The following is a 25342-nucleotide window of genomic DNA, read 5'->3' as shown; positions in this document are numbered from 1 at the left end:
CCCGGTACCGCTACCGGAGGATCCCGGCGTCCATCCCGGCGGCCTCGGCCGGCAGGGCGACCAGGCCCAGCTCGGCCGGGGAGGCCAGCAGCGGATGGGCCGGAAGCACCCGGACGGTGTAGCCGAACGGCCCGGTGCGGCAGAGCTCCAGCGAGCCCTCGTAGCGCTGCCGCCCGTCGAGGTCGGGACCGCCGGTCGGCTTGAGGGCGTGCACGCAGGCGTCCGAGATGCCGTCCGCCTCGTCCACCCGGCCGGAGACGACCTGGACCTCCACGTCGGTGGGGTCCAGCGGGCCCAGCGAGACCTGCACCCGCAGCTCCAGCGCGCTGCCCAGCTCCTGGGCCTCCGCCGGGCCGTCGGCCTCGACGTGCTCCACCCGGACGGACGGCCAGGCCTCGCGGACCCGGGCCTTCCAGGCGGCCAGCTCCCGGGCCCCCGCGTAGGCCGTCCCGGCCGCCGGGGCGGCCAGCTCGCGCTGCGCGGCGGCCGCGGGCGCGTACAGCCGCTCCACGTACTCGCGCACCATCCGGCCCGCCAGCACCTTGGGCCCGAGGGTCACCAGGGTGTGCCGGACCATCGCGATCCAGCGGTGCGGCAGCCCGTCCGCGCCCCGGTCGTAGAACCGGGCGGCGACCTGGTGCTCGATCAGGTCGTACAGCGCGGCGGCCTCGATGTCGTCCCGGCGCTCGGCCTCGACGCTGTCCGGGTCCAGGCGGCCGAGGCCGGAGGTCTCGGCGGTCGGGATGGCCCAGCCGTTCTGGCCGTCGTGCCACTCGTCCCACCAGCCGTCCAGGATGGACAGGTTGAGGCAGCCGTTGAGCGCCGCCTTCATCCCGGAGGTGCCGCAGGCCTCCAGCGGCCGGAGCGGGTTGTTCAGCCAGACGTCGCACCCGGGGTACAGGTGCTTGGCCATCGCCATGTCGTAGTCGGGCAGGAACACGATCCGGTGCCGGACCGCCGGGTCGTCGGCGAACGCCACCAGCTGCTGGATCAGCCGCTTGCCGCCGTCGTCCGCCGGGTGGGCCTTGCCTGCGACCACGATCTGCACCGGCCGGGTCGGGTGCAGCAGCAGCGACCGCAGCCGCGCCTGGTCCCGCAGCATCAGGGTGAGCCGCTTGTACGAGGGGACCCGGCGGGCGAAGCCGATGGTGAGCACGTCCGGGTCCAGGACCGCGGAGACCCAGCCCAACTCGGCGTCGCCGGCGCCGCGCTGGCGCCAGGAGGCGCGCAGCCGGGTGCGGGCCTCGTCCACCAGCTGGGCGCGCAGGGTGCGGCGCAGCTCCCAGACGTCGGCGTTGCCGATCCGCTCCAGGCCGGTCCAGCGCTTGGATTCGCCGGTGGTCATGGCGTCCTCGGCGCGCTCCAGGCCGATCTCGCCGGCGCCGAGCCGGACCACCGCGGGGTCGATCCAGGTCGGGGCGTGCACGCCGTTGGTGACCGAGGTGATCGGCACCTCGGCGGCGTCGAAACCGGGCCACAGGCCGCTGAACATGGCCCGGCTGACCTCGCCGTGCAGGGTGGAGACGCCGTTGGCGCGCTGGGCCAGGCGCAGGCCCATCGCGGCCATGTTGAACAGCTTGGGGTCGCCGCCCAGCCAGCTCTCCGCGCCCAGGGCCAGCACCTGCTCGACCGGGACGCCGGGCAGCGAGGCGTCGCCGCCGAAGTGCCGGGCGACCAGGTCGCGGTCGAAGCGGTCGATGCCGGCCGGGACGGGGGTGTGGGTGGTGAACAGGGTGCCGGCCCGCACCGCCTCCAGGGCGGCGGCGAAGTCCAGCCCCTCCTGCGGGTCGGCGCACAGCTCGCGGATCCGCTCCAGGCCGAGGAAGCCGGCGTGGCCCTCGTTGGTGTGGAAGACCTCGGGCGCCGGGTGCCCGGTGAGCCGGCAGTAGGTCCGGACGGCGCGGACGCCGCCGATGCCCAGCAGTATCTCCTGGAGCAGCCGGTGCTCGCTGCCGCCGCCGTACAGCCGGTCGGTCACGTCGCGGTCGGCGGCGGAGTTGGACTCGATGTCGGAGTCGAGCAGCAGCAGCGGGACGCGGCCGACCTGGGCGCGCCAGACGTGCGCGGCCAGGGTGCGGCCGGCCGGCAGCGCCACGTCCACCCGGCAGGGGCTGCCGTCCGCCTCGCGCAGCAGGGTGACGGCCAGCTCGTCCGGGTCGAGCAGCGGGTACCGCTCCAGCTGCCAGCCGTCCCGGGAGAGCGACTGGCGGAAGTAGCCGTGCCGGTAGAACAGGCCGACGCCGATGACCGGGACGCCGAGGTCGGAGGCGGCCTTCAGGTGGTCGCCGGCCAGGATGCCGAGCCCGCCGGAGTACTGCGGGAGCGCGGCGGCGATGCCGTACTCGGGCGAGAAGTAGGCGATCGCGGCGGGCAGCGGACTGGAGCCGTCCCCGGGCGGCAGGGCGGACTGGTACCAGCGCGGACCCGACAGGTAGTCGCGCAGGTCGTCGGCCAGGTCCCCGAGTCTGCGCAGGAAGCGCCGGTCGGCGGCGAGGGCGGCCAGCCGGGCGGCCGGGACCTCGCCCAGCAGCCGCACCGGATCCTCGCCGACCGCGGCCCAGACCTCCGGGTCGACGGAGCGGAACAGCTCCCTCGTCTCGGGGTGCCAGGACCAGCGGAGATTGAGCGCGAGTTCGTGCAGTGGCTGCAGTTGTTCGGGCAGGACAGTGCGGACGGTGAATCTGCGGATTGCCTTCACGGCTTGAAGAGTAGACCCCGGAGTGCGCCTGAACCGGTGTCAACTAGCGCATTGGGCACCCGTTCGGACTAGTGATGAGATCGAATCGGGCGCGCATCGGCGGACGGGGGGCGCAAGGGGGCGCATTCGCAGGTAAGGGCGCGCCCGGGGCGCGTGAACGATTCGAAACGGCTGCATTTCGGATGTCTGATATGCCCCTGGCTACCGTCCGAAATCACGCGCTTACCCACGCGTAGGGCTTGCCCGTGGTGCGAGGATGCAGAAAGGTCGTTGGAGCCGTGGGGTGTGCGAGCCGGTTGGCGCCCCCCGCTGCGCCACGTCCGGAGCAGTCCTCGTCGACGCACCCTCATCCTCCTTAGCCCATTCGGCCCCAGCTGCGGCCATGACGCGTGTCCTCACCCCCCTGCCGGTCGTTTCCGGATGGGTTGGGTCACTCCGGGGCGTGCCCCGGGCGACGCACGCCGGGACGCGCGCGAACGGTCGGGCCGTGACCCGCGCCCGCGGGCCGGTGGGCGGGTGGCCGGGGTCGGCGGCGCGGGCAGGCTTCCGGTCGCACGTCCTTCCTCCAGCAGTCCTTCCCGGTACTCCCCCGGCCGCCCCGGCCCGCGGGAGCTGCCGCCGATCTCGGGCAGGAGTTTGGCATGCACGGCGACACGCGGGACCAGTCCACGGTGCCGACGGACGCACCCGACACACCGTCAACCACGGAGCCGCCGCTGCCGGCCCCGCGCACCCCGCGGAAGGCGGCCGGCTCCCGGAAGGCCGCCGCGGACGGGGCCGGACGGACCGCCAGGACCGCGTCCACCGGCGCGAAGTCCACCGGCGCGAGGGCCGCCGCAGCGAAGTCCGCCGACTCGAAACCCGCCGGCCCGAGGGCGGCCGCCAAGGGCGCCGCGCCGAAGGCCGCCGCGCCGCGCGGTACGGCCGCCGGGGCGTCCCCGTCGCCGCGCAAGTCCACCACCCCCCGCAAGAGCACCGCTCGAAAGACGACAGAGAGCCCCACCGTGATCGGCCGCATCCCCGTCCTGGACGTCGCCCCCCTCGTGGACGCCGGGCGCCGCCCGGCCAAGGCCGTGGCCGGCGAGACCTTCCTGGTGACCGCCACCGTGTTCCGCGAGGGCCACGACGCGGTCAACGCCAACGTGGTGCTGCGCGACCCGCGCGGCCGCTCCGGCCCGTGGACGCCGATGCGCGAGCTGTCCGAGGGCTCCGACCGCTGGGGCGCGTACGTCACCCCGACCGCCCCCGGCCGCTGGTCGTACCTGGTGGAGGCGTGGAGCGACCCGGTCGCCAGCTGGCGCAAGGCCGCCGCGGTGAAGCTCCCGGCCGGGATGGACACGGCGCTCGTCCTGGAGGAGGGCGCGCAGTTGCTCGAACGCGCCGCCGCCGGGGTGCCGAAGAAGGAGGGCCGGGCCCATGTGCTGGCCGCGGTGGACGCGCTGCGCGACACCGGCCTGCCGCCGCTGACCCGCTACGCCGCCGCCCTCGCCCCCGAGGTGACCGACCTGCTGGTCCGGTACCCGCTGCGGGAACTGGTCTCCGCCTCCCGCCCGCTGCCCCTCCAAGTGGACCGCAAGCGCGCGCTGTACGGCGCCTGGTACGAGTTCTTCCCACGCTCCGAGGGCGCGGTGGTGGACCCGACCGGGGTGCAGCCGCCGGTCTCCGGCACCCTGCGGACCGCCGCCGAGCGGCTGCCCGCGGTGGCCGCGATGGGCTTCGACGTGGTCTACCTGCCGCCGGTCCACCCGATCGGCCGGGCCTACCGCAAGGGCCCGGACAACAGCCTGACCGCCGGCCCGCACGACGTCGGCTCGCCCTGGGCGATCGGCTCCCCCGAGGGCGGCCACGACGCGGTCCACCCGGACCTCGGCACCATCGAGGACTTCGACCACTTCGTCGCCGAGGCCGAGGGCCTGGGCCTGGAGGTGGCCCTGGACTTCGCCCTGCAGTGCTCCCCCGACCACCCCTGGGTGAACAAGCACCCCGAGTGGTTCACCCACCGCGCCGACGGCACCATCGCCTACGCCGAGAACCCGCCGAAGAAGTACCAGGACATCTACCCGGTCAACTTCGACCAGGACTTCGACGGCATCGTCAAGGAGACCATCCGGATCCTGCGCTTCTGGATGGCGCACGGGGTGCGGATCTTCCGGGTCGACAACCCGCACACCAAGCCGGTCAGCTTCTGGGAGAAGGTCCTCGCCGACATCGCCAGGACCGACCCCGACGTGGTCTTCCTCGCCGAGGCCTTCACCCGCCCGGCGATGATGCACACCCTGGGGAAGATCGGCTTCCACCAGTCGTACACCTACTTCACCTGGCGCACCACCAAGCAGGAGCTCACCGAGTACCTCACCGAGCTCACCGGTGACGCGGCCGCCTACATGCGGCCCAACTTCTTCGCCAACACCCCGGACATCCTGCACGAGTACCTCCAGCACGGGGGGCGGACCGCCTTCGCGGTCCGGGCGGTCCTGGCCGCCACCCTCGCCCCGAGCTACGGGGTCTACGCGGGCTACGAGCACTACGAGAACGAGCCCGCCCACCCCGGCTCGGAGGAGTACCTGCACTCCGAGAAGTACGAGCTGCGGCCGCGCGACTGGTCCCGCCAGGACACCCTCGCCCCGCTGCTCACCGCCCTGAACCGGGTGCGCCGCCGGCACGCCTCGCTGCAGCAGCTGCGCGGCCTTCGCTTCCACCCCACCGACAACGAGCAGGTCATCGCCTACTCGAAGACGGCGACCAGCGAGGACGGCGTGGAGGACCACGTGATCTGCGTGGTGAACCTGGACCCGCACCACGTCCGGGAGGCCACCGTGACCCTCGACGTCCCGGGCCCGCTGACGGTGCACGACGAGCTCACCGGCGCCACCTACACCTGGGGCCGGCACAACTACGTCCGGCTCGATCCCTCTTCCGGGCCGGCCCACCTCCTCACGGTTCGGAGGAATTCTCTGTGACAGTCAACGAGCCCGTGCCCGACACCTTCGCCGACACCCCCACCAAGGACCGCGATCCCGAGTGGTTCAAACGCGCGGTCTTCTACGAGGTCCTGGTCCGCTCGTTCCAGGACAGCAACGGCGACGGCATCGGCGATCTCAAGGGGCTCACCTCCAGGCTGGACTACCTCCAGTGGCTGGGCGTGGACTGCCTCTGGCTGCCCCCGTTCTTCTCGTCCCCGCTCCGGGACGGCGGGTACGACGTGGCGGACTACAAGGCGGTCCTCCCGGAGTTCGGCGACCTGGCCGACTTCGTCGAGTTCGTGGACGCGGCGCACGCCCGGGGCATGCGGGTGATCATCGACTTCGTGGTCAACCACACCAGCGACCAGCACCCGTGGTTCCAGGCCTCCCGGAGCGATCCCGAGGGCCCGTACGGCGACTTCTACATGTGGGCCGACGACGACAAGCAGTACCCGGACGCCCGCATCATCTTCGTCGACACCGAGACCTCCAACTGGACGTACGACCCGGTCCGCAAGCAGTACTACTGGCACCGGTTCTTCTCGCACCAGCCGGACCTCAACTACGACAACCCGCGGGTGCAGGAGGAGGTCGTCGCGGCGCTGCGGTTCTGGCTGGACCTCGGCATCGACGGCTTCCGGCTGGACGCGGTGCCGTACCTCTACGCCCGCGAGGGCACCAACTGCGAGAACCTGCCGGAGACCCACGAGTTCCTCCGGCGACTCCGCAAGGAGATCGACGCCAACTACCCGGACACCGTGCTGCTCGCCGAGGCCAACCAGTGGCCCGAGGACGTGGTCGACTACTTCGGCGACTTCGCCTCCGGCGGCGACGAGTGCCACATGGCGTTCCACTTCCCGGTGATGCCGCGGATCTTCATGGCGGTCCGCCGGGAGTCCCGGTACCCGGTCTCCGAGATCCTCGCCAAGACGCCGGAGATCCCGAGCGGCTGCCAGTGGGGCATCTTCCTGCGCAACCACGACGAGCTGACCCTGGAGATGGTCACCGACGAGGAGCGCGACTACATGTACGCGGAGTACGCGAAGGACCCGCGGATGCGGGCCAACGTGGGCATCCGCCGGCGGCTCGCGCCGCTGCTGGAGAACGACCGCAACCAGATCGAGCTCTTCACGGCCCTGCTGCTCTCGCTGCCTGGTTCGCCCGTGCTGTACTACGGCGACGAGATCGGCATGGGCGACAACATCTGGCTCGGCGACCGGGACGGCGTGCGCACTCCCATGCAGTGGACGCCGGACCGCAACGCGGGTTTCTCGTCGGCGGACCCGGGCAGGCTCAGTCTGCCGCCCATCATGGATCCGGTGTACGGCTTTCAGGTGACCAACGTCGAAGCGCAGCAGAGCAGTTCGAGCTCCTTGCTGCACTGGACGCGTCGCATGATCGAGATCCGCAAGCTCAACCCCGCGTTCGGCCTCGGCAGCTACACCGAGCTGCCCTCCAGCAACCCCGCGGTGCTGGCCTTCGTGCGCGAGTACGAGGGCGACCTGGTCATGTGCGTGAACAACTTCTCGCGGTTCGCGCAGCCGACCGAACTGGACCTGCGGCGGTACGGGGGGCGGTACCCGGTCGAGCTGATCGGCGGCGTGCGCTTCCCGTCCATCGGCGAGTGGCCGTACCTGCTCACGCTGGCCGGTCACGGCTTCTACTGGTTCCAGCTGCGACGTCCCGGATCGAAGTAGTCCGGGGCCGAAGTAACGATCCACCAGGCCCCACAGCACCACACCCTCCGGGGGCGCGAGAGCTCGGCCCCGCGCCCCCGGTGGTCTCTGCACCATCGCGTACGGAGAACAGCCCAACGGCCACCCACACTATGGCGTGACACCGAGCCGACGCTCGCGTGCCTGCGCCGCCGCGCCGCCGAAATCCGGAAGACTGACGGGCCCGGCCCACGTCCCGTCGGGCCGACGGCCCGCTTCCGGGGAAAGGGAGTCATGTCCGAAACCTCCCGTTCTCAAGCCCACGTCCACCGCGAGTCACCCGAGGGCGCCCCTGGGGCCGTCGGGATGCGCGGGTCCGGGGCCCGGAGAACCGCCGCGGGGGTCAGCGAGCTGGTCCAGGCCGCGCTGCCGCTGATCGCCGAGTGGCTCCCCACCCAGCGCTGGTACGCCGGCAAGGGGCGGGCGATCACCGGGCTGCACCCGGTGGTCGGAACCCCGCTGCAGGTCGGCGACCCGGCCCTGCTCCACCTGCTGTTGCGGGTCGAGCACCCGGGCGGCGGAGCGGACATCTACCAGCTGCTGCTGGGCATCCGCTCCGAGCAGCCGACCGGGATCCCGGCCACCGCCCTGCTCGGCCGGCTCGGCAGCGGCACCTACGACGGCGCGACGCTGTACGACGCGGTGCACGACCCGGAGCTGACCGGCCGGCTGCTGGAGCACCTGGCCACCGGCGACCGGTTCGGCTCGCTCTCCTTTCGCCGCACCCCGGGCTCCGGCCTGCCCAGCAACATCCCGGGCCGGGCCTCCACCGCCGAGCAGTCCAACAGCTCGGTCATCTACGACACCTCCTTCATCCTCAAGCTGTTCCGCCGCATCAGCCCCGGCACCAACCCGGACCTGGAGCTCTCGCTGGCGCTCTCCCGGGCCGGCTCCACCCGGATCCCGCGGGTGGCGGCCTGGTTCGAGTGCCGTCTGGAGCGATCGGAACCGGCCACCCTGGGCCTGCTCCAGCGCTACCTCCCGGACGCCGAGGACGGCTGGGAGCTGGCCCTGGACCAGGTGGCCCGGCTGAAGGGCGACCCGTCCCCGGGGAACTTCGCCATCGAGGCGCACCGGCTCGGCCGGGCCACCGCCGAGGTGCACCGGGTGCTGGCCCGCTCGATGCCCACCGCCCGGCTGGACAGCGCCCAGATCGGCCTGCTGGCCGGGGCGATGGCGGACCGGCTGGACTCCGCGGTGACGGTGGTCCCCGGGCTGCTGCGCTACCGCTCCGCGCTGCGGGCCGCGTTCCAGCAGCTCACCGCGGACCACCTGGAGGGGCTGCCGGTCCAGCGGATCCACGGCGACCTGCACCTCGGCCAGGCCATGCGCACCCCGCACGGCTGGGTCCTGCTGGACTTCGAGGGCGAGCCCGCCAAGCCGCTGGCCGAGCGCCGGCTGCCGCAGCCCGCGCTGCGGGACGTGGCGGCGATGCTGCGGTCCTTCGACTACGCGGCGGCCCACCTGCTGGCCGGCTCCCGCGGGCCGGACCCGGAGCTCGCCCACCTCGCGGCCGCCTGGGCGGCCCGCAACCGCACGGCGTACTGCGCCGGCTACACCGCCGGGGGCGGTGCCGACCCGGCCGCCACGCCCGAGCTGATGCGCGCCCTGGAGATCGACAAGGCGGTCTACGAGGTCGTGTACGAGGCCCGGCACCGGCCCAGCTGGCTCCCGATCCCGCTGGCCGCCATCAACCGCCTCGCCCTGACCGTCTGACGATGCCCCCACTCTCCCCCTGGAGGATCCGCCGTGACACCGCTCGGCCCGCGTGACAAGTCCGGTTCGGCCGATCGCGGCGCCGCCGCCGTGCCCGCCACCTTCCGGCCCGGCAGGGCGGCCCCCGCCAAGCCGGCCCGGCGGCGGGCGTCGGCGGCGCCCCGGCGGTCGGGGCAGCCGGCCGCGCTGCGGCTGCCGGAGGCGCCGCTGCCGCCCGCCGAGGTCGACCGGCTGGTCTCCGGCGGCCACCACGACCCGCACGGTCTGCTCGGGGCGCACCTCACCCCGGCCGGCACGGCCGTCCGGGTGCTGCGGCCGTTCGCCGAGCGGGTGGTGATCGAGACCGACCAGGGGCCGGCCGAGCTGACCCACCAGCAGGGCGGACTGTTCACCGGCCTGCTGGTGGGCCGGGAGTTCCCGGACTACCGGCTGCGGGTGACCTACCCGGGCGGCGAGCCCCTGCTCCAGGAGGACGGCTACCGCGCGGCGCCCACCCTCGGCGAGCTGGACCTGCACCTGATCTCCGAGGGCCGGCACGAGCAGCTGTGGCGGGCGCTGGGCTCGCACGTCCGCGAGATCGACGGGGTGCTCGGCACCTCCTTCGCGGTGTGGGCGCCGAACGCGGTGGGCGTCCGGCTGATCGGCTCGTTCAACCACTGGGACGGCACCGGCCACCCGATGCGCTCGCTGGGCTCCTCGGGCATCTGGGAGCTGTTCGTGCCCGGTGTCGGCGAGGGCGAGCAGTACAAGTACGAGATCCACACCCGGCAGGGCTGGGTGCTCAAGAAGGCCGACCCGCTGGCCCGGGCCGCCCAGTGCCCGCCGGACACCGCCTCGGTGGTGCACACCTCCACGTACGCGTGGAACGACGCCGAGTGGATGGCCCGCCGGGCGCGCACCGTGCACCACCGCGCCCCCATGTCGGTGTACGAGCTCCACCTCGCCTCCTGGCGCCCCGATCTGACCACGTACCGCGAGATCGCCGAGGTGCTGCCCGGGTACCTCAAGGAACTCCACTTCACCCACGTGGAGTTCATGCCGGTCATGGAGCACCCCTTCGGCGGCTCCTGGGGCTACCAGGTCTCCGGCTTCTACGCCCCGACCGCCCGGCTCGGCGGCCCGGACGACTTCCGGTACCTGGTGGACACCCTGCACCGGCACGGCATCGGCGTGATCGTCGACTGGGTGCCGGCGCACTTCCCCAAGGACGACTTCGCGCTGGCCCGGTTCGACGGCGCGCCGCTGTACGAGCCGGCCGACCCGCTGCGGGCCGAGCACCCGGACTGGGGCACGCTGGAGTTCGACTACGGGCGGACCGAGGTCCGCAACTTCCTGGTGGCCAACGCGGTGTACTGGTGCGAGGAGTTCCACGTCGACGGCCTGCGGGTGGACGCGGTGGCCTCGATGCTCTACCTCGACTACTCCCGTGAGGGCGGCGCCTGGTCGCCCAACCGGTACGGCGGCCGGGAGAACCTGGACGCGGCCTCGTTCCTCCAGGAGATGAACGCGACGGTCTACCGCCGCTGCCCGGGCGTGATCACCATCGCCGAGGAGTCCACCGCCTGGGACGGGGTGACCCGGCCCACCGACGCCGGCGGCCTGGGCTTCGGCCTGAAGTGGAACATGGGCTGGATGCACGACTCGCTGGTGTACATGTCCAAGGACCCGGTGCACCGCAAGTACCACCACAACGAGATGACCTTCTCGATGGTGTACGCGTACTCGGAGAACTACATCCTGCCGATCTCGCACGACGAGGTGGTGCACGGCAAGCAGGCGCTGGTCGCCAAGATGCCCGGCGACTGGTGGCAGCAGCGGGCCAACCACCGGGCGTACCTCGGCTTCATGTGGGCCCATCCGGGAAAGCAACTGCTCTTCATGGGGCAGGAGTTCGCCCAGGGCGCGGAGTGGGACCACGAGCACGGGCCGCAGTGGTGGGTGCTGGACGACGGCTGGCCGGCGGCCGCCGAGCACCGCGGGGTGCGCCGCCTGGTCGGCGAGCTCAACCGGGTGTACCTGGACACCCCGGCGCTGTGGGAGCAGGACACCACGCCGGACGGCTTCCGCTGGCTGGAGGGCGGCGCGGCGGACGACAACATGTTCTCCTTCGTGCGCATCGCGGCGGACGGCTCGCCGCTGGTGGCCGTCTGCAACTTCTCGCCGGTGGTGCGGCACAACGTCCGGGTCGGGCTGCCGCAGGTCGGCACGGGCGAGCAGCTGTGGGAGGAGGCCCTCAACACCGACGCCGAGGAGTTCGGCGGCGGCGGGGTGACCAACTCGCGGCCGGTGAAGGCCGAGGCCACCGGGTGGAACGGGCAGCCCCGCAGCGCCGAGCTGGTGCTTCCCCCGCTCTCCACACTCTGGCTGCGCCCCGCGCGCTGATCCCCTCCGGGCCGGGGCGCGGACCGTACCGCGCCCCGGCCCGTGCGCGTGGCCCCGCGGCGGTGCGACGGTATGGTCGGTATGACGATCACCTGAGCCGAGGGGACGGAGACCGCGCGTGACCCGCAGCGTGTACGTGACCGGCATCGACCGGGGGGACGGCCGGCAGGCGGTCGAGCTCGGGGTCATGGAACTGCTCTCCCGCCAGGTGGACCGGGTCGGCGTGTTCCGCCCGCTGGCACACGCCGCCTCCCCCGGGGAGCGGGGGTCGGACCACCTGATCGAGCTGCTGCGCACCCGGTACCGGCTGGAGCTGCCGCCCACCGAGCTCTACGGCCTCACCTACGAGGAGGCCGCCGCGCTGCAGGCCGCGCACGGGCAGGACGAGCTGGTCTCCACCCTGGTCGACCGGTTCCGGGCGGTGGAGCGGCAGTGCGAGGCCGTCCTGGTGCTGGGCACCGACTTCTCCGACACCAACATCCCGGACGAGCTGGCCTTCAACGCCCGGCTGGCCAACGAGTTCGGCGCCTGGGTGCTGCCGGTGGTGGGCGGGCAGGGCGAGGACGAGCAGACCGTGATCGCCGAGGTCCGCAACGCCCACCGGGCCTACCGCGACCTGGGCTGCTCCACCCTGGCGATGATCGCCAACCGGGTCACCCCCGCCGTGAAGCAGCCGGTGCTGCGGGTGCTCTCGGAGAAGCTGCCGATCCCGGTGTACGTGATCCCGGAGGAGGTGGCGCTGGCCGCCCCGACCGTGGCGCAGCTGGTGGAGGCGACCGGCGCCGAGGTGCTGCTGGGCGACGCGGCCGGCCTGGCCCGGGACGTGCGCTCCTTCGTGTTCGGCGGCGCGATGCTGCCGACCTTCCTGCCCGCGCTGACCGAGGGCGCCCTGGTGGTGACCCCGGGCGACCGCGCCGACCTGGTGATCGGCTCGCTGGCCGCGCACGCCGCCGGCGCCCCGCCGATCGCCGGGGTGCTGCTCACCCTCGGCCAGCACCCCGGCCCGAACGTGATGGCGCTGGCCGCGCGGCTGGCGCCGGGCACCCCGGTGGCGGTGGTCCCGGAGGGCAGCTGGCTGACCGCCGCGGCGCTGACCCATCTGGAGGGGCGGATCGGTCCGGACAGCCCGCGGAAGGCCGAGATCGCCCTGGGCCTGTTCGAACTCCATGTGGACACCGGCGAGTTGACCAAGCGGTTCGAGCTGAGCCGGTCCGAGCGGGTGACCCCGATGATGTTCGAGCACGAGCTGCTGGAGCGGGCCCGGGCGGACCGCCGGCACATCGTGCTGCCGGAGGGCACCGAGGACCGGGTGCTGCAGGCGGCCGAGGTGCTGCTGCGCCGCAACATCTGCGACCTCACCCTGCTCGGCGAGCCGGAGGCCGTCCAGCGCAAGGCGGCGGCCCTGGGCATCGAGCTGCCGCAGCCGCAGGAGGGCGCGGACCGGGCCCAGGTCCGGATCGTCGACCCGGCGGCCAGCCCGCTGCGCCAGCAGTTCGCCGAGCTGTACGCCCGGCTGCGGGCGCACAAGGGCATGACCGTGGAGCAGGCCCTGGACGTGGTCACCGAGGTGTCCTACTTCGGCACCCTGATGGTGCGGGAGGGCATCGCCGACGGCATGGTCTCGGGCGCGGTGCACTCCACGGCCGCGACCATCCGCCCGGCCTTCGAGGTGATCAAGACCTCGCCGGGGGCGGCGATCGTCTCCTCGGTGTTCTTCATGTGCCTGGCCGACCGGGTGCTGGTGTACGGCGACTGCGCGGTCAACCCGGACCCGGACGCCCGGCAGCTGGCCGACATCGCGATCCAGTCCGCCGAGACGGCCGCCCAGTTCGGCGTGGAGCCGCGGGTGGCGATGCTCAGCTACTCCACCGGCACCTCGGGCTTTGGCGCGGACGTGGACAAGGTCCGCCGGGCCACCGAGCTGGTCCGCGAGCAGCGGCCGGACCTCCTGGTGGAGGGCCCGATCCAGTACGACGCCGCGGTGGACGCCCATGTCGCGGCGACCAAGCTGCCGGGCTCGCCGGTGGCCGGCCGGGCGAGCGTGCTGATCTTCCCGGACCTGAACACCGGCAACAACACGTACAAGGCGGTGCAGCGCTCGGCCGGGGCGGTGGCGGTCGGACCGGTGCTGCAGGGCCTGCGCAAGCCGGTGAACGACCTGTCCCGCGGCGCGCTGGTCGAGGACATCGTCAACACGGTGGCGATCACCGCCATCCAGTCGCAGACGCCCGAGGGGGCCCGATGAGCGGCGGTACCCGGGTCCTGGTCCTGAACGCGGGGTCCTCCTCGGTGAAGTACCAGCTGATCGACATGCTGGACGGCACCCGGGCGGCGGCCGGGCTGGTGGAGCGGATCGGCGAGCGCGGGGGCCGGCTGGCGCACACGCCGCCGGACGGCGGGAGGCGGGAGGTCCTGGCGGACTTCCCCGACCACACCGCGGCGCTCTCCTCGATGGCGGCCCAGCTGGAGCTGGACGGGATGGGCCTGGACTCGCCGGAGCTGGCGGCCGTCGGCCACCGGGTGGTGCACGGCGGGCAGCGGTTCACCGAGCCGACCCTGGTCACCGACGAGGTGCTGGACCACATCCGGCTGCTGATCCCGGTCGCGCCGCTGCACAATCCGGCCAACATCGCCGGCATCGAGGTGGCCCGCCGGCTGCGCCCGGACCTGCCGCAGGTGGCGGTGTTCGACACCGCCTTCCACGCCACGCTGCCCGAGCCGGCCGCGCGGTACGCGATCGACCGGAGGACCGCCGACGCGTACCGGGTCCGCCGCTACGGCTTCCACGGCACCTCGCACCAGTACGTCTCCCGGGAGACCGCCCGGCTGCTGGGCCGGGACCCGGCCGAGGTCAACGTGATCGTGCTGCACCTGGGCAACGGCGCCTCGGCCTCGGCGGTGGCCGGCGGGGTCTGCGTGGAGACCTCGATGGGCCTGACCCCGCTGGAGGGGCTGGTGATGGGCACCCGCTCGGGGGACGCCGACCCGGGCCTGGTCTTCCACCTGCACCGGGTGGGCGGCCTGACGATCGATGAGATCGACGACCTGCTGAACCGCCGCAGCGGCCTGCTGGGCCTGTGCGGGGACAACGACATGCGGGAGGTCCTGCGCCGCTCCGAGGAGGGGGACGAGGAGGCCAGGCTGGCCTTCGACGCTTACGTCCACCGGCTGCGCAAGTACATCGGCGCGTACTACGCGGTGCTCGGCAGGGTCGACGCGATCGTCTTCACGGCGGGGGTCGGGGAGAACGCCGCGCCGGTCCGGGAGGCGGCCTGCGCCGGGCTCCAGGCACTGGGGATCGAGCTGGATCCGGAGCTGAACGAGGTCCGCTCGGGCGAGGCGCGGGTGGTCTCCCGGGCGTACTCGCGGGTAACCGTGGCGGTGGTGCCGACCGACGAGGAGCTGGAGATCGCCCGCCAGTCCTTCGCCCTGGTACGCGGAGCGTGACGACCCGTCAGCGTCCCACCCCTCGGGATGGTTCGTCGGCGATATCTGACGATTCGGGCGGAATGCACCCATAACACGAACGGATAGACTGACGGATATGCGCCGAGCGAAAATTGTCTGCACCCTGGGTCCCGCCACGGACTCCTATGACCAGCTGAAGGCCATCGTCGAAGCGGGCATGAACGTCGCCCGACTGAACATGAGCCACGGCTCCCACGCCGAGCACGAGGAGCGGTACCGCAAGGTCCGCCAGGTGTCCGAGGACACCGGCCGCACGATCGGTGTGCTGGCCGACCTCCAGGGCCCGAAGATCCGACTGGCCACCTTCGCCAACGGTCCGGTGACCGTCGACAACGGTGACACCTTCACCATCACCACCGAGGACGTGCCGGGTGACCAGCACATCTGCGGTACCACCTACAAGGGCCTGCCGGGCGACGTGAAGCCGGGCGACCCGATCCTGATCAACGATGGCGTCATCGCCCTGGAGGTCGTCAGCGTCGACGGCCCGCGGGTGAAGACCGTGGTGGTCGAGGGCGGCGTGCTCTCGAACAACAAGGGCATCAACCTGCCCGGCGCGGCCGTGAACGTGCCGGCGCTGTCCGAGAAGGACAAGGACGACCTGCGCTTCGCCCTCCGGCTGGGCGTCGACATGGTCGCGCTGTCCTTCGTCCGCAACGCGGCCGACATCCACGACGTGCACAAGGTGATGGACGAGGTCGGCATCCGCGTCCCGGTCATCGCCAAGATCGAGAAGCCGCAGGCCGTCGAGGCGATGGAGGAGATCGTCCTCGCCTTCGACGCGATCATGGTGGCCCGCGGCGACCTCGCGGTGGAGTACCCGCTGGAGAAGGTGCCGCTGGTCCAGAAGCAGCTGATCACCCTCGCCCGGCGCAACGCCAAGCCGGTCATCGTCGCCACCCAGATGATGGAGTCGATGATCCACGCCTCGCGCCCGACGCGTGCCGAGGTCTCGGACGTCGCCAACGCCATCCTGGACGGCGCGGACGCGGTCATGCTGTCCGCCGAGTCCAGCGTCGGCAAGTACCCGGTCGAGACGGTCAAGACCATGAGCCGGATCGCCGAGAAGGCCGAGGAGGAGCTGGTCTCCCATGGCCTCCAGCCGCTGAACCCGGGCCGCAAGCCGCGCACCCAGGGCGGTTCCATCGCCCGCGCCGCCTGCGAGCTGGGCGACTTCCTCAACGGCCAGGCGCTGATCGCGTTCACCAAGTCCGGTGACACCGCCCGCCGGCTCTCCCGGTACCGCTCGCCGATCCCGGTGATCGCGTTCACCCCGGACGCCGCCACCCGCAACCAGCTGTCGCTCAGCTGGGGCGTCGAGGCGTACGTGACCGAGCAGGTCGAGACCACCGACGAGATGGTGAACCAGGTCGACCGGGAGCTGCTGCGCCTGAACCGGCTGGCCGAGGGCGACACCGTGATCGTCACGGCCGGCTCGCCGCCCGGCATCCCCGGCACCACCAACATGGTCCAGGTCCACCACCTGGGCAGCCGCGTCGGTCTCTGACCCGCACCCGCGCGCAACGGCCGCGGGGCGGCCCCTCCCGGATGGGAGGGGCCGCCCCGCGGTTCTCGTTCTGCGGCGGTGCGGCGGGCGGCCCGGTGCGGGCGACCGGCGCGGGCCGGTCAGCCGTCGTAGGGCGCCTCGTCGTTGAACAGGCGCATGCCCGGGATCTTCAGGGTGCCGCCGAACTGGCCGGCCTGGACCGCCTTGGCGCCGGTCAGCGTCAGGTCCAGCGGGATCGGGACGGTGTCCAGCAGGTCCCAGAGCCACTTGGGCAGGGTGTCCGGCGTGATCACGACCTCGCCCAGATCGATCGGGATCGGCAGGCCGTAGATCGCCGCGAGGTGCCCGGAGAGGCTCTCGACGTACATGGTGATCGGGCCGCTGCGCATGGTCGAGGTGGTGTTCGGCGCGGCCTTGACGTGGAAGGTCAGGCCCGGGATCTGGATCGTCGACATGTCGAGGTCTCCGATGTCCACCGAGTCGGTGGTGAACTTCAGGACCCGCTTGGTGCCGGTCGGGGTCTTCACGTCGTACACGCCGTTGAACACCGAGCCGTGCAGGGACAGCCGCGAGGAGTGCAGCACCCAGTTCTGGTCCGGGACCACGTGGTCGCCGCCGGCCTTCTTGGCGGCCAGCCCGCTGGCGTCCACCTGGCAGTTCGGGTCCGCCGAGGCGGAGGCCGAGGCCGAGGGCTTCGGCTTGGCGGCCTGGGACTTCGCCGGGGTGCCGCTCGGGGCCGCGGTCGCGCCGCCGCTGCTCCCGGCCGGCGCGGAGGCCGCGGGGGACGGGGAGGCGGAGGGCGACGACGAGGCCGACGGGGTGGTCGGCGCGGGCGGGGTGGTGGTCTTCCCGGTCGGGCTGGGGCTGGGCGAGGGCGACGTCTGCGCGGTGGTGCTGCCACCGGGGTGGAAGATCCCGTCCAGGATGTCGCCGATGATCCCCGCCTGCTGGACGCCCGAGGCCTGCCCGGCCGCGGTGGGCGAGTAGACCGCGGAGACGGCCGAGGCACTGCCGGGGGCGGCCTGGTCGGCGGACCTGGTCGCGGTGGAACCGGTCGCGCCCGCCGTGCCCCTCGCGCCCTCGGTGGCGGTGGTGCCTCCGGAGGCGGTGGTGCCCGCGGCGCCCGGCGTCGGGGCGACCTTGACCTCGCTCTTGGGGACCGGGGTCTCCTCGATCGCGGTGTCGGGCGCGCTGGCGCAGCCCTTGGCGTTCTGGGTCTCCGCCACGGCGGGGTTCGGGGCGTACGCGGCGCCCATCAGCAGGGCGGTCGGGACGGCGGCCATGGCCAGGGCCCGGCCGCGCAGCCGGCTGACGACGCCTGCCCGGGGCGCCGCGTGGCGCGAGCGGGGAACGCCGGCGGTCGACTCGTCGCGGTCGCTCACTGCTGCTCCCCCGGCTCGCCGGCCTTCGGTGCCGCGCCGTACTCCAGGGTCTGCTCGGCCGGCGCCTCGGCCGCGGTGGCCTGCGCCGGGATGTCCGCCACCGACTCGGCCACGGCCGCCTCGGGCAGGACGGGGACCGGCGCCCAGGAGACCAGCAGGCCGCCGGCCACCAGGCCGAGGACCAGACCCAGACCGAAGCCGCCGAGGTTGGAGACCGGGATGGAGACCAGCGAGAGGATCGTGGTGGCCACGCCGCAGAAGATCCGGACCATCGGCTGGAACCAGGCGGTCAGCCCGAGCGCGATCAGCATCAGACCGATGATCATCGAGCCGGCCCCGGCCGTGGTCGCCATGGCGATGGTCATGCCGTTGAACGACAGGTGGGCGTACGGGAAGTACAGGATCGGCAGGCCGGCGATCATGGCCAGCAGGCCACCCCAGAACGGCCGGGTGCGCCGCCAGCGGCGAAACCCGGTCGGGCCGCTCTCGGTCACGGGCCAGGCGTCGGCAGTTGCGCTGGACATGGTGCGACTCCTCGATGATCTCTACGAGGGAGGGAAAGCTTGGTGAGACGGCCGGGGGCGGCGACTGCCGCCCCCGGCCGCGGGTCTGTCACCGGGGCGGACCGGGTGATCCGCCCTCAGGACAGGATCAGTAGCACTCGTTGCCGGGGCCGTCGCCCTTGTGGATCTCCAGCTTCAGGCCGCTCAGCTTGAAGGTGCCGGCCGAGGTGGCCCACGCGGTCTGCTCGACACCGGTGAGGGTGGCCTCGTCGGCGGCCTGGGCGAAGCCCGTGCCCTTGGTCGGCTTGCCCTGGCTGCCCAGGCGCGGGTGGGTCTTCCAGCCGTTCAGCGCGGTCCCGTTGAGGGTCGACGCGTCCTGGCCGATGTTGATGTTCTTGAACTCGGCGTCGGCCTTCAGCTGGTCCAGGTCGATCAGCAGGTTCTCCGCCTCGACCGGGTGCTTCGGGTCCTGACCGGCGTTCAGCTGGAGGGTCAGCTTGCCCAGGCCCAGCTTCGACAGGTCGGTGACGACCGACTGGCACAGGTTGTTGATGGTGGCCGTGTCGAACGCGGAGACGGCGACCGGGTGGAACGTCCCGTCGGTCTCGACGTCGATGGAGCCGAACTGGGCGAAGTTGTAGCCGTGCAGCTTCTCGGTCTTCACCTTGAACTGCTGGCCGGAGATGCTGAACGAGGCGGCCAGCGCGCTGTTGGCGAGGCTGAGGCCGATCGCCGCGGTGGCGGCGACGCTGGGCACCATCACCAGGGCGAAGCGCTTCCAGCGGGTCTTGCCGTAACTCTGGGACATGCAGTCCTCCTTCTAGGACGTACATCTCCGGCCGGTCCGGTGCGTCCCGCACAGGGCCCGGCCCGAAATGGGAGAGAGCTACGTCCTCGGTAGCGGAGAGCGCCTCGGCGTCGTTCGCGCGACGTTCGGCGATCACCCCCGAGCGACAACCGACGACCGCGCGGGCTGCGCGGCCGTGCCAGGACAGGAACCGCCTGTGGGATCCGCGGCTACCCCCCTGTCCTCCACCGCCGGCCGGGGCCGGCGGCCGCCCGGTGGGGACCCTTGGGGAAGGGACCGGGCGTCGCCGATCGTGCTTGAATCCCGGGCGAAGCACAAGGGGTCCGTTACTGACGGGTAATCCAACATCAGATGACGTTGATCATGGAATCGAAGGCATCATCACGGAGAGTGAGATTCTGGAGGTTTGGTGCGCCGGAAATCCCCGTGAAACACCAGCGAAACACCCCACCCCGATCACCTGCGGTGACCGGGGTGGGGTGAAGTCAAGATTTGGTAAACGTCAATGCCGGGAGCCGGTTTGTCGCCAAATCCCCGGCGACACCGCAGGTCATCCGCCGTGCCATCGCAGCTGTTCTGACATACCGTCAGGAACCGCCGGTCAGAACAGCACCCGGGCCAGCGCGCCGCGGGCGGCGACCACCCGCGGGTCCTCCGGGCCGATCACCTCGAACAGCTCCAGCAGGCGCAGCCGGGCGGCATCCCGGTCCTCGCCGAAGGTCCTGGCGACGGTGTCCACCAGCCGCCCGAACGCGTCCTCCACGTGCCCGCCGACCAGGTCGAGGTCGGCCGCCCGCAGTTGGGCCTGGACGTCCTTGGCGTCGGCGGCCGCCGCGGCACGCACGGCCTGGGCGTCGACACCCTCGACCCGCTGCAGCAGCTCGGCCTGGGCCAGCCCGAGCTTGGCCTCGGTGTGACCCGGACGCTCGGCCAGCACGTTCCGGTACGCCTGCACCGCGCCGGCCAGGTCGCCGCGGTCCAGCGCGTCGTGCGCCGCCTCCAGCACCGGGTCGGCGGGCACCTGGGGCTCGACCGGTCCGCCGCCCTCGCCCGGGGCCACCGCCGCGCCGACGATGCCGAACCGCTGCTCGGCGACGGCGATCAGCTGGTCGAGCACCTTGCGGACGTTGGCCTCGTTCTCCGCGCCCTGGAACAGCGGGACGAGCTGGCCGGCGACCACGGCCATCACGGCCGGGATGCCCTGGATGCCGAACTGCTGGGCGATCAGCTGGTTGGAGTCGACGTCGATCTTGGCGAGCACGATCCGGCCGGCGTACTCCTCGGCCAGGCGCTCCAGGATCGGACTGAGCTGCTTGCACGGGCCACACCACTCGGCCCAGAAGTCGACGACCACCGGAACCTCGGTCGACCGCTGGACGACCTCGGTCTCGAAGGTCTCCTCGGTGACGTCGAGGACGAGCGGGTAGGCGGCGGCCGGCACGCCCCCGGAGTCGGCCGCCTGGCGGGCTCGATCGGCCCGGGCCTGCTCGGCCTTCTGGGCTGCCTCTCCGGCCGCCTTGACCGCGGCGAGGTCGACCGCGCCGCGCAGGGCGGAGCTGTTGATGCGCGAATTCCGTGACTGCATGGCTCCATCCTCCCCCGTCGGCGCCGGTGACGGGCGCCAACCGACCGGAAAAGGTCGTGCCGAGCCGTCCCCACCCTGTGGTCCGCCTCCCCGGCGGAGCCCTTGCCTGGTAGCCGTGTCGGTGGCGCGGATCCCCATCCGCGCCGCGCGCCCGCCCGATCCCGTGGACTGGGCGCGTGGTTGCCGCTCTTTCGCTACGAGTCGTAGCGTATCTGGCTCCGGGGACCCCACCGCAAGACCCCCCGGCGGTTCGGCGACGTGAGCTGCCCCACTTTCCCGGCCCGCCCGGGTGCCGGTCCCGCCGCCCGCTCGCTACGGTGGCAGTCCCCACAAGTTACTTCCTGGTAAACCCGCAAGGAGATCCCGGTGGCCCCCACCACCCAGCAGCCGGCCGACACGGTCCCGCGGCCGGCCGACGCCACCGCCGTACGCGGCAAGGGGCGCCCGCGCAGCGCGACCGCGGACCGGGCGATCCTGGACGCCACCCGCGAGGCGCTCGCCGAACTCGGCTGGGGCGGGCTGACCATGGGTCACGTCGCGGCCCGGGCCGGGGTCGCCAAGACCACCCTCTACCGGCGCTGGCCCTCCAAGAACGAACTGGTCGTGGACGCCGTCGCCAGCCTCTTCGACACCCTGGTGGTCGCCGACCTCGGCAGCCTGCGGGCCGACATCGAGGCGGTGGTCGGGCAGTTCGCCGACCTGCTGGCCCGGCCGGAGACCCAGGCCGCCCTGCTGGCGCTGTTCGCCGAGGGCACCCGGGACCCGCAGCTGCGGCAGCGCATCCGGGAGCGGATCGTCGACCCGCAGAAGCACCTGGTGGTGCTGGGGCGCGCCCACGCGCAGGCCCGCGGCGAGCTGGGGCCGGACCTGGACGAGGCCACCGCCTGCGAGGAGATCGACATCATCTTCGACACCATCGCCGGGACGGTGGAGCACCGGCTGCTGGTGAGCGGGGAACCGGTGACGCCGGAGTGGATCCACCGGTTCACCACGCTGCTGCTGAACTCCCTGCCGGGGTTCTCGGCGGCACTGGCCCAGCCCGACCGGCACTGAGCACGGCTCGGGCGACCGGGCGGCCTTGGCAGCTGGGCAACCACGAGGGGCGCGGGGAACTGCGCGCGGCGGGAGAGTGCTACCTCAGCCTCTTCCGTCTCGCACAGTTCTCCCCCAGCCTTGGCGGCTGGGAGGTGCCCCCACGCGCCCCTGAACCGCCCTCGTCAGAACTTGGCGATCTCCCGGTAGATGCCCCACTCGTCGCGCAGCGCGTGGCAGATCTCGCCGAGGGTGGCCTCGGCCCGGACGGCCTGCAGCATCGGCTCGATCATGTTGGTGCCGGCGCGGGCGGCGGCCAGCATCGCGTCCAGCCCGGCCTTCACCGCCGCCTCGTCGCGGCCGGCCTTGCGGGCACCGAGCACCCGGACCTGCTCCCGCTCGACCTCGTGGCTGACCCGGAGGATCTCCAGCTCGGGGGTGACGCTGCGCGGGTGGCAGTTGACGCCGACGACCCGCTTCTCGCCCTTCTCCAGTGCCTGCTGGTACTGGAAGGCGGCCTCGGCGATCTCGCCGGTGAACCAGCCGTCCTCGATCCCGCGCAGGATGCCGGAGGTGATCGGGCCGATCTCGTGGTCCTCGCGGCCCTTGTCGAGGATCCGCTGGAAGATCTCCTCCGCCTGGGCCTCGATCCGGTCGGTCAGCGCCTCGACGTACCAGGAACCGCCCAGCGGGTCGGCCACGTTGGTGACGCCGGTCTCCTCCATGATCACCTGCTGGGTGCGCAGCGCGATCTCGGCGGCCTGCTCGGAGGGCAGCGCCAGGGTCTCGTCCAGGGCGTTGGTGTGCAGCGAGTTGGTGCCGCCGAGGACGGCGGACAGCGCCTCGACCGCGGTGCGCACCACGTTGTTGTACGGCTGCTGCGCGGTGAGCGAGACGCCGGCGGTCTGGGTGTGGAAGCGCAGCCACTGCGCCTTGTCGGTCTTGGCGCCGAAGCGGTCGCGCATCCAGCGGGCCCAGATCCGGCGCGCGGCACGGAACTTGGCGATCTCCTCGAAGAAGTCGAGGTGGGCGTCGAAGAAGAAGGAGAGGCCGGGGGCGAAGACGTCCACGTCCAGCCCGCGGGACAGGCCGAGCTCCACGTAGGCGAAGCCGTCCGCCAGGGTGTACGCCAGCTCCTGCGCGGCCGTCGCACCGGCCTCGCGGATGTGGTACCCGGAGACCGAAAGGGGCTTGTACGCCGGGATGTTGGCGGCGCAGTACTCCATCAGGTCGCCGATCAGGCGCAGGTGCGGCTCGGGGGCGAAGAGCCACTCCTTCTGCGCGATGTACTCCTTGAAGATGTCGGTCTGCAGGGTGCCGTTGAGCACGCCCGGGTCGACACCCTGGCGCTCGGCGGCGACCAGGTACATGCAGAAGATCGGGACGGCCGGGCCGCTGATGGTCATCGAGGTGGTGACCTCGCCGAGCGGGATGCCGCCGAACAGGATGTCCATGTCGGACGCCGAGTCGATGGCCACGCCGCAGTGGCCGACCTCGCCGAGCGAGCGGGCGTCGTCGGAGTCGTACCCCATGAGGGTCGGCATGTCGAAGGCGACCGAGAGGCCGCCGCCGCCCGCCTCCAGGATCATCCGGTAGCGCTCGTTGGTCTGCTCGGCGTTGCCGAAGCCGGCGAACTGGCGGATGGTCCAGGCCCGGCCGCGGTAGCCGGTGGGGTGCAGGCCACGGGTGAACGGGTACTCGCCGGGCCAGCCGATCCGCTCGAACCCCTCCACCGGCTGGCCGGCGGGCGGGCCGTAGACCGGCTCGACCTCGTCGCCGCTCAGCGTCGTGAAGTCGGCGTCGCGCTTGCGCGCCTTGTCGTACCGCTGCTGCCAGCGCTGGCGGCCGGCCTCGATCTCGTCGGCGTCCATCGACTCCGCACTCCCACTCCGTACGGCCGTCACGGCGTCGGGACGGCAGCTGCTAGGACGTCCTCACAATTTACTCGGACGTCCTACTATCTGTCGACGGCACTCCGTCCACCTGCGACGATCCCGGCACCTCGCCGGGAGGACGGGCGTCCACAGCCGAGGGGCGCCGGGCACGCCGGACACACAGAAGGCGCCCGCCCCCTGGAGCGGGGAACGGGCGCCGGTAGAAGCGGAGCGGGAACGCTCAGGCCGCGGCGGGCTCCGGGGCCTGGATCAGCGGGGTGACCTCGCGGACGACCTGGCGCTCGACGAAGAAGGCGGCGGTCGGGATGGTGCCCGCGACCAGCACCCAGGCCAGCTTGCCGATCGGCCACTTGGCCTTGGTGCCCAGGTCGAAGGCGAACACCAGGTAGACCACGAAGAGCCAGCCGTGCGCGATGCCCACCGCGGTGGTGAACGCGGCGGCACCGGCGATGTCCAGGACGTACTTGGCGACCATGCCGAGGGTCAGCAGGATCAGGAGGACACCGGTGACGTACGCCAGCGCCCGGTAGCGGGTCAGCACACTCTGCTTCATACCGACGAGGGTAACCGGCCGAACAGCGGCGGCCGGGCACCCCCTCCCGTCACCGCCGTCACACCGGGGAGCACCCCCGCGCGGGCCCGCCCCCGGCCGCCGCGCGGGCCCGGCCCCGGCCCCCGCGCGGGCTCAGCCGCCGACCTCGTGGGCTCAGTCGCCGGCCGCCGGGCCCGCGAAGTCGCCGGCCGCGACCCGGAGCGGCCGCAGCAGGTCGAAGACCTGCCGGCACTGCTCCTCGTCGTACCCCTCCAGGCCGAAGTCGATGGCCATCAGCTCGCGGGTGGCCTCCTCGACCACCTCGCGGCCGCGCGGGGTGATGGAGGCGAGCACCCCGCGGCCGTCCATCGGGTTGGGGCGGCGGGCGACCAGGCCGGCCCGCTCCAGGCGGTCGACGGTGTTGGTGACGCTGGTGGGGTGGACCATCAGCCGCTCGCCGATCTTGGAGAGGGAGAGCTCGCCGGTCCGGCTGAAGGTGAGCAGCACGAGTGCCTCGTACCGGGCGAAGGTCAGCCCGTACGGCTTGACCACGGCGTCCACCCGGGAGAGCAGGATCTGGTGGGCGCGCATGACCGAGGTGATCGCCGACATCGAGGGCACGGTGCCCCAGCGGCGGGTCCACAGTTCGTCGGCGCGCGCGATCGGGTCGAAGTCGAGAGCGAGGGGCTTGGGCACGTCCCCACCGTACCGGCGTGGGCCGATCGGGGTACCAGGTGTCCAGCATGGTGGACAAGGGGTGCACTTGGCGGGATCACGCCAGGCCGGTTTCTGGTCCGTACCTGAACCGGATTTCACAACGCCATTCCGGCAATATTCAGTTAAATAGCGGAGATCTCGTGAATTCGCCGGTCATTCGGCGTCCGTTCGGACGTGAACAGCCCGTCTCCGCCCCTCTGCAGCACCGCACCTCAGTCCACCTGCCGGGATGCCGCTGGCGAGAATTTGCCAACCATTGGCCCGGGGCTGTCCTTTCATTTGAGTGATTGTCATGCTTCTCGCCAGCCCCGTTGGACATCAGCCGCCCCACCTCGGCTGAGTCCCTTGACCGCACGGAGCAGCACGTCAGCGCCCGTTCCGCCCCTCAGGCACTAACCCCAGTGCCCCGGACCGGCGCGCTACCGCGCACACGCGGTTG

At 72.3% G+C, this 25342-nt stretch carries 16 protein-coding genes; 8 read left to right on the top strand and 8 right to left on the bottom strand.

What is annotated here, in order from left to right:
* Positions 1-10: 10 nt before the first annotated feature.
* Positions 11-2698 carry an alpha-glucan family phosphorylase gene (glgP, locus tag ABWK59_RS22305; RefSeq protein WP_354642382.1) on the bottom strand — a complete coding sequence of 896 codons (2688 nt, stop codon included), beginning with the start codon at positions 2696-2698 and terminating at the stop codon, positions 11-13.
* 1004 nt (positions 2699-3702) lie between these two features.
* On the opposite strand from glgP, the gene ABWK59_RS22300 reads away from it, so the two are divergent.
* The 7 genes from ABWK59_RS22300 to pyk all read left to right on the top strand — a co-directional run bounded on the left by ABWK59_RS22300 (position 3703) and on the right by pyk (position 16449).
* On the top strand, positions 3703-5658 hold the full coding sequence (locus ABWK59_RS22300; RefSeq protein WP_354645062.1) for an alpha-1,4-glucan--maltose-1-phosphate maltosyltransferase: 1956 nt from the start codon (positions 3703-3705) through the stop codon (positions 5656-5658).
* Positions 5655-7358 carry a maltose alpha-D-glucosyltransferase gene (gene treS, locus ABWK59_RS22295; protein WP_354642381.1) on the top strand — a complete coding sequence of 568 codons (1704 nt, stop codon included), beginning with the start codon at positions 5655-5657 and terminating at the stop codon, positions 7356-7358. Before ABWK59_RS22300 ends, treS begins: the two co-directional genes overlap by 4 nt.
* 252 nt (positions 7359-7610) lie before the next feature.
* Complete coding sequence (locus ABWK59_RS22290) at positions 7611-9092, top strand: maltokinase N-terminal cap-like domain-containing protein (protein ID WP_354642380.1); 1482 nt, start codon at positions 7611-7613, stop codon at positions 9090-9092.
* A gap of 33 nt (positions 9093-9125) precedes the next feature.
* Positions 9126-11474 (top strand): 1,4-alpha-glucan branching protein GlgB, encoded by a 2349-nt coding sequence (gene glgB / locus ABWK59_RS22285; protein WP_354642379.1) that lies wholly within the window; start codon positions 9126-9128, stop codon positions 11472-11474.
* A gap of 118 nt (positions 11475-11592) precedes the next feature.
* Positions 11593-13719: a phosphate acetyltransferase gene (gene pta / locus ABWK59_RS22280; RefSeq protein ID WP_354642378.1), complete on the top strand. Its 2127-nt coding sequence runs from the start codon at positions 11593-11595 to the stop codon at positions 13717-13719.
* A complete protein-coding gene (locus ABWK59_RS22275; RefSeq protein WP_354642377.1) occupies positions 13716-14921 on the top strand; it encodes an acetate kinase in 1206 nt (401 codons plus the stop codon). Before pta ends, ABWK59_RS22275 begins: the two co-directional genes overlap by 4 nt.
* Positions 14922-15018: 97 nt before the next feature.
* Positions 15019-16449, top strand: coding sequence for a pyruvate kinase (gene pyk, locus ABWK59_RS22270; protein ID WP_354642376.1), 1431 nt, complete (start codon positions 15019-15021; stop codon positions 16447-16449).
* A 119-nt stretch (positions 16450-16568) separates the two neighbouring features.
* Here pyk and ABWK59_RS22265 read toward each other — a convergent pair whose 3' ends face one another.
* The 4 genes from ABWK59_RS22265 to trxA all read right to left on the bottom strand — a co-directional run bounded on the left by ABWK59_RS22265 (position 16569) and on the right by trxA (position 20727).
* Positions 16569-17831 carry a hypothetical protein gene (locus ABWK59_RS22265; protein ID WP_354642375.1) on the bottom strand — a complete coding sequence of 421 codons (1263 nt, stop codon included), beginning with the start codon at positions 17829-17831 and terminating at the stop codon, positions 16569-16571.
* Positions 17828-18355, bottom strand: coding sequence for a DUF6114 domain-containing protein (locus ABWK59_RS22260; protein ID WP_354642374.1), 528 nt, complete (start codon positions 18353-18355; stop codon positions 17828-17830). The genes ABWK59_RS22265 and ABWK59_RS22260 overlap by 4 nt, the downstream gene beginning before the upstream one ends.
* A 127-nt stretch (positions 18356-18482) precedes the next feature.
* On the bottom strand, positions 18483-19142 hold the full coding sequence (locus ABWK59_RS22255) for a DUF6230 family protein (protein ID WP_354642373.1): 660 nt from the start codon (positions 19140-19142) through the stop codon (positions 18483-18485).
* 601 nt (positions 19143-19743) lie between these two features.
* On the bottom strand, positions 19744-20727 hold the full coding sequence (gene trxA / locus ABWK59_RS22250; protein WP_354642372.1) for a thioredoxin: 984 nt from the start codon (positions 20725-20727) through the stop codon (positions 19744-19746).
* Between the two features lie 366 nt (positions 20728-21093).
* Between trxA and ABWK59_RS22245 the strand changes: the two genes are divergently transcribed.
* Positions 21094-21780, top strand: a complete 687-nt coding sequence (locus ABWK59_RS22245) for a TetR/AcrR family transcriptional regulator (protein ID WP_420492827.1) — start codon at positions 21094-21096, stop codon at positions 21778-21780.
* A 164-nt stretch (positions 21781-21944) separates the two neighbouring features.
* Here ABWK59_RS22245 and ABWK59_RS22240 read toward each other — a convergent pair whose 3' ends face one another.
* The 3 genes from ABWK59_RS22240 to ABWK59_RS22230 form a co-directional block, all read right to left on the bottom strand.
* The gene (locus tag ABWK59_RS22240) at positions 21945-23630 is read right to left on the bottom strand and encodes an acyl-CoA mutase large subunit family protein (RefSeq protein ID WP_354642371.1); all 1686 of its coding nucleotides are present in this window, start codon (positions 23628-23630) and stop codon (positions 21945-21947) included.
* A 244-nt stretch (positions 23631-23874) separates the two neighbouring features.
* A complete protein-coding gene (locus ABWK59_RS22235) occupies positions 23875-24207 on the bottom strand; it encodes a DUF3817 domain-containing protein (RefSeq protein ID WP_354642370.1) in 333 nt (110 codons plus the stop codon).
* 153 nt (positions 24208-24360) lie between these two features.
* On the bottom strand, positions 24361-24882 hold the full coding sequence (locus ABWK59_RS22230; RefSeq protein ID WP_354642369.1) for a MarR family winged helix-turn-helix transcriptional regulator: 522 nt from the start codon (positions 24880-24882) through the stop codon (positions 24361-24363).
* Between the last annotated feature and the right edge of the window lie 460 nt (positions 24883-25342).

The organism is Kitasatospora sp. HUAS MG31, assembly GCF_040571325.1.
In the GTDB taxonomy this organism is placed as follows: Bacteria; Actinomycetota; Actinomycetes; order Streptomycetales; family Streptomycetaceae; genus Kitasatospora; species Kitasatospora camelliae.
The sequence above is the reverse complement of the archived record's forward strand: the minus strand, read 5'-3'. Positions and strand labels throughout refer to the sequence as shown.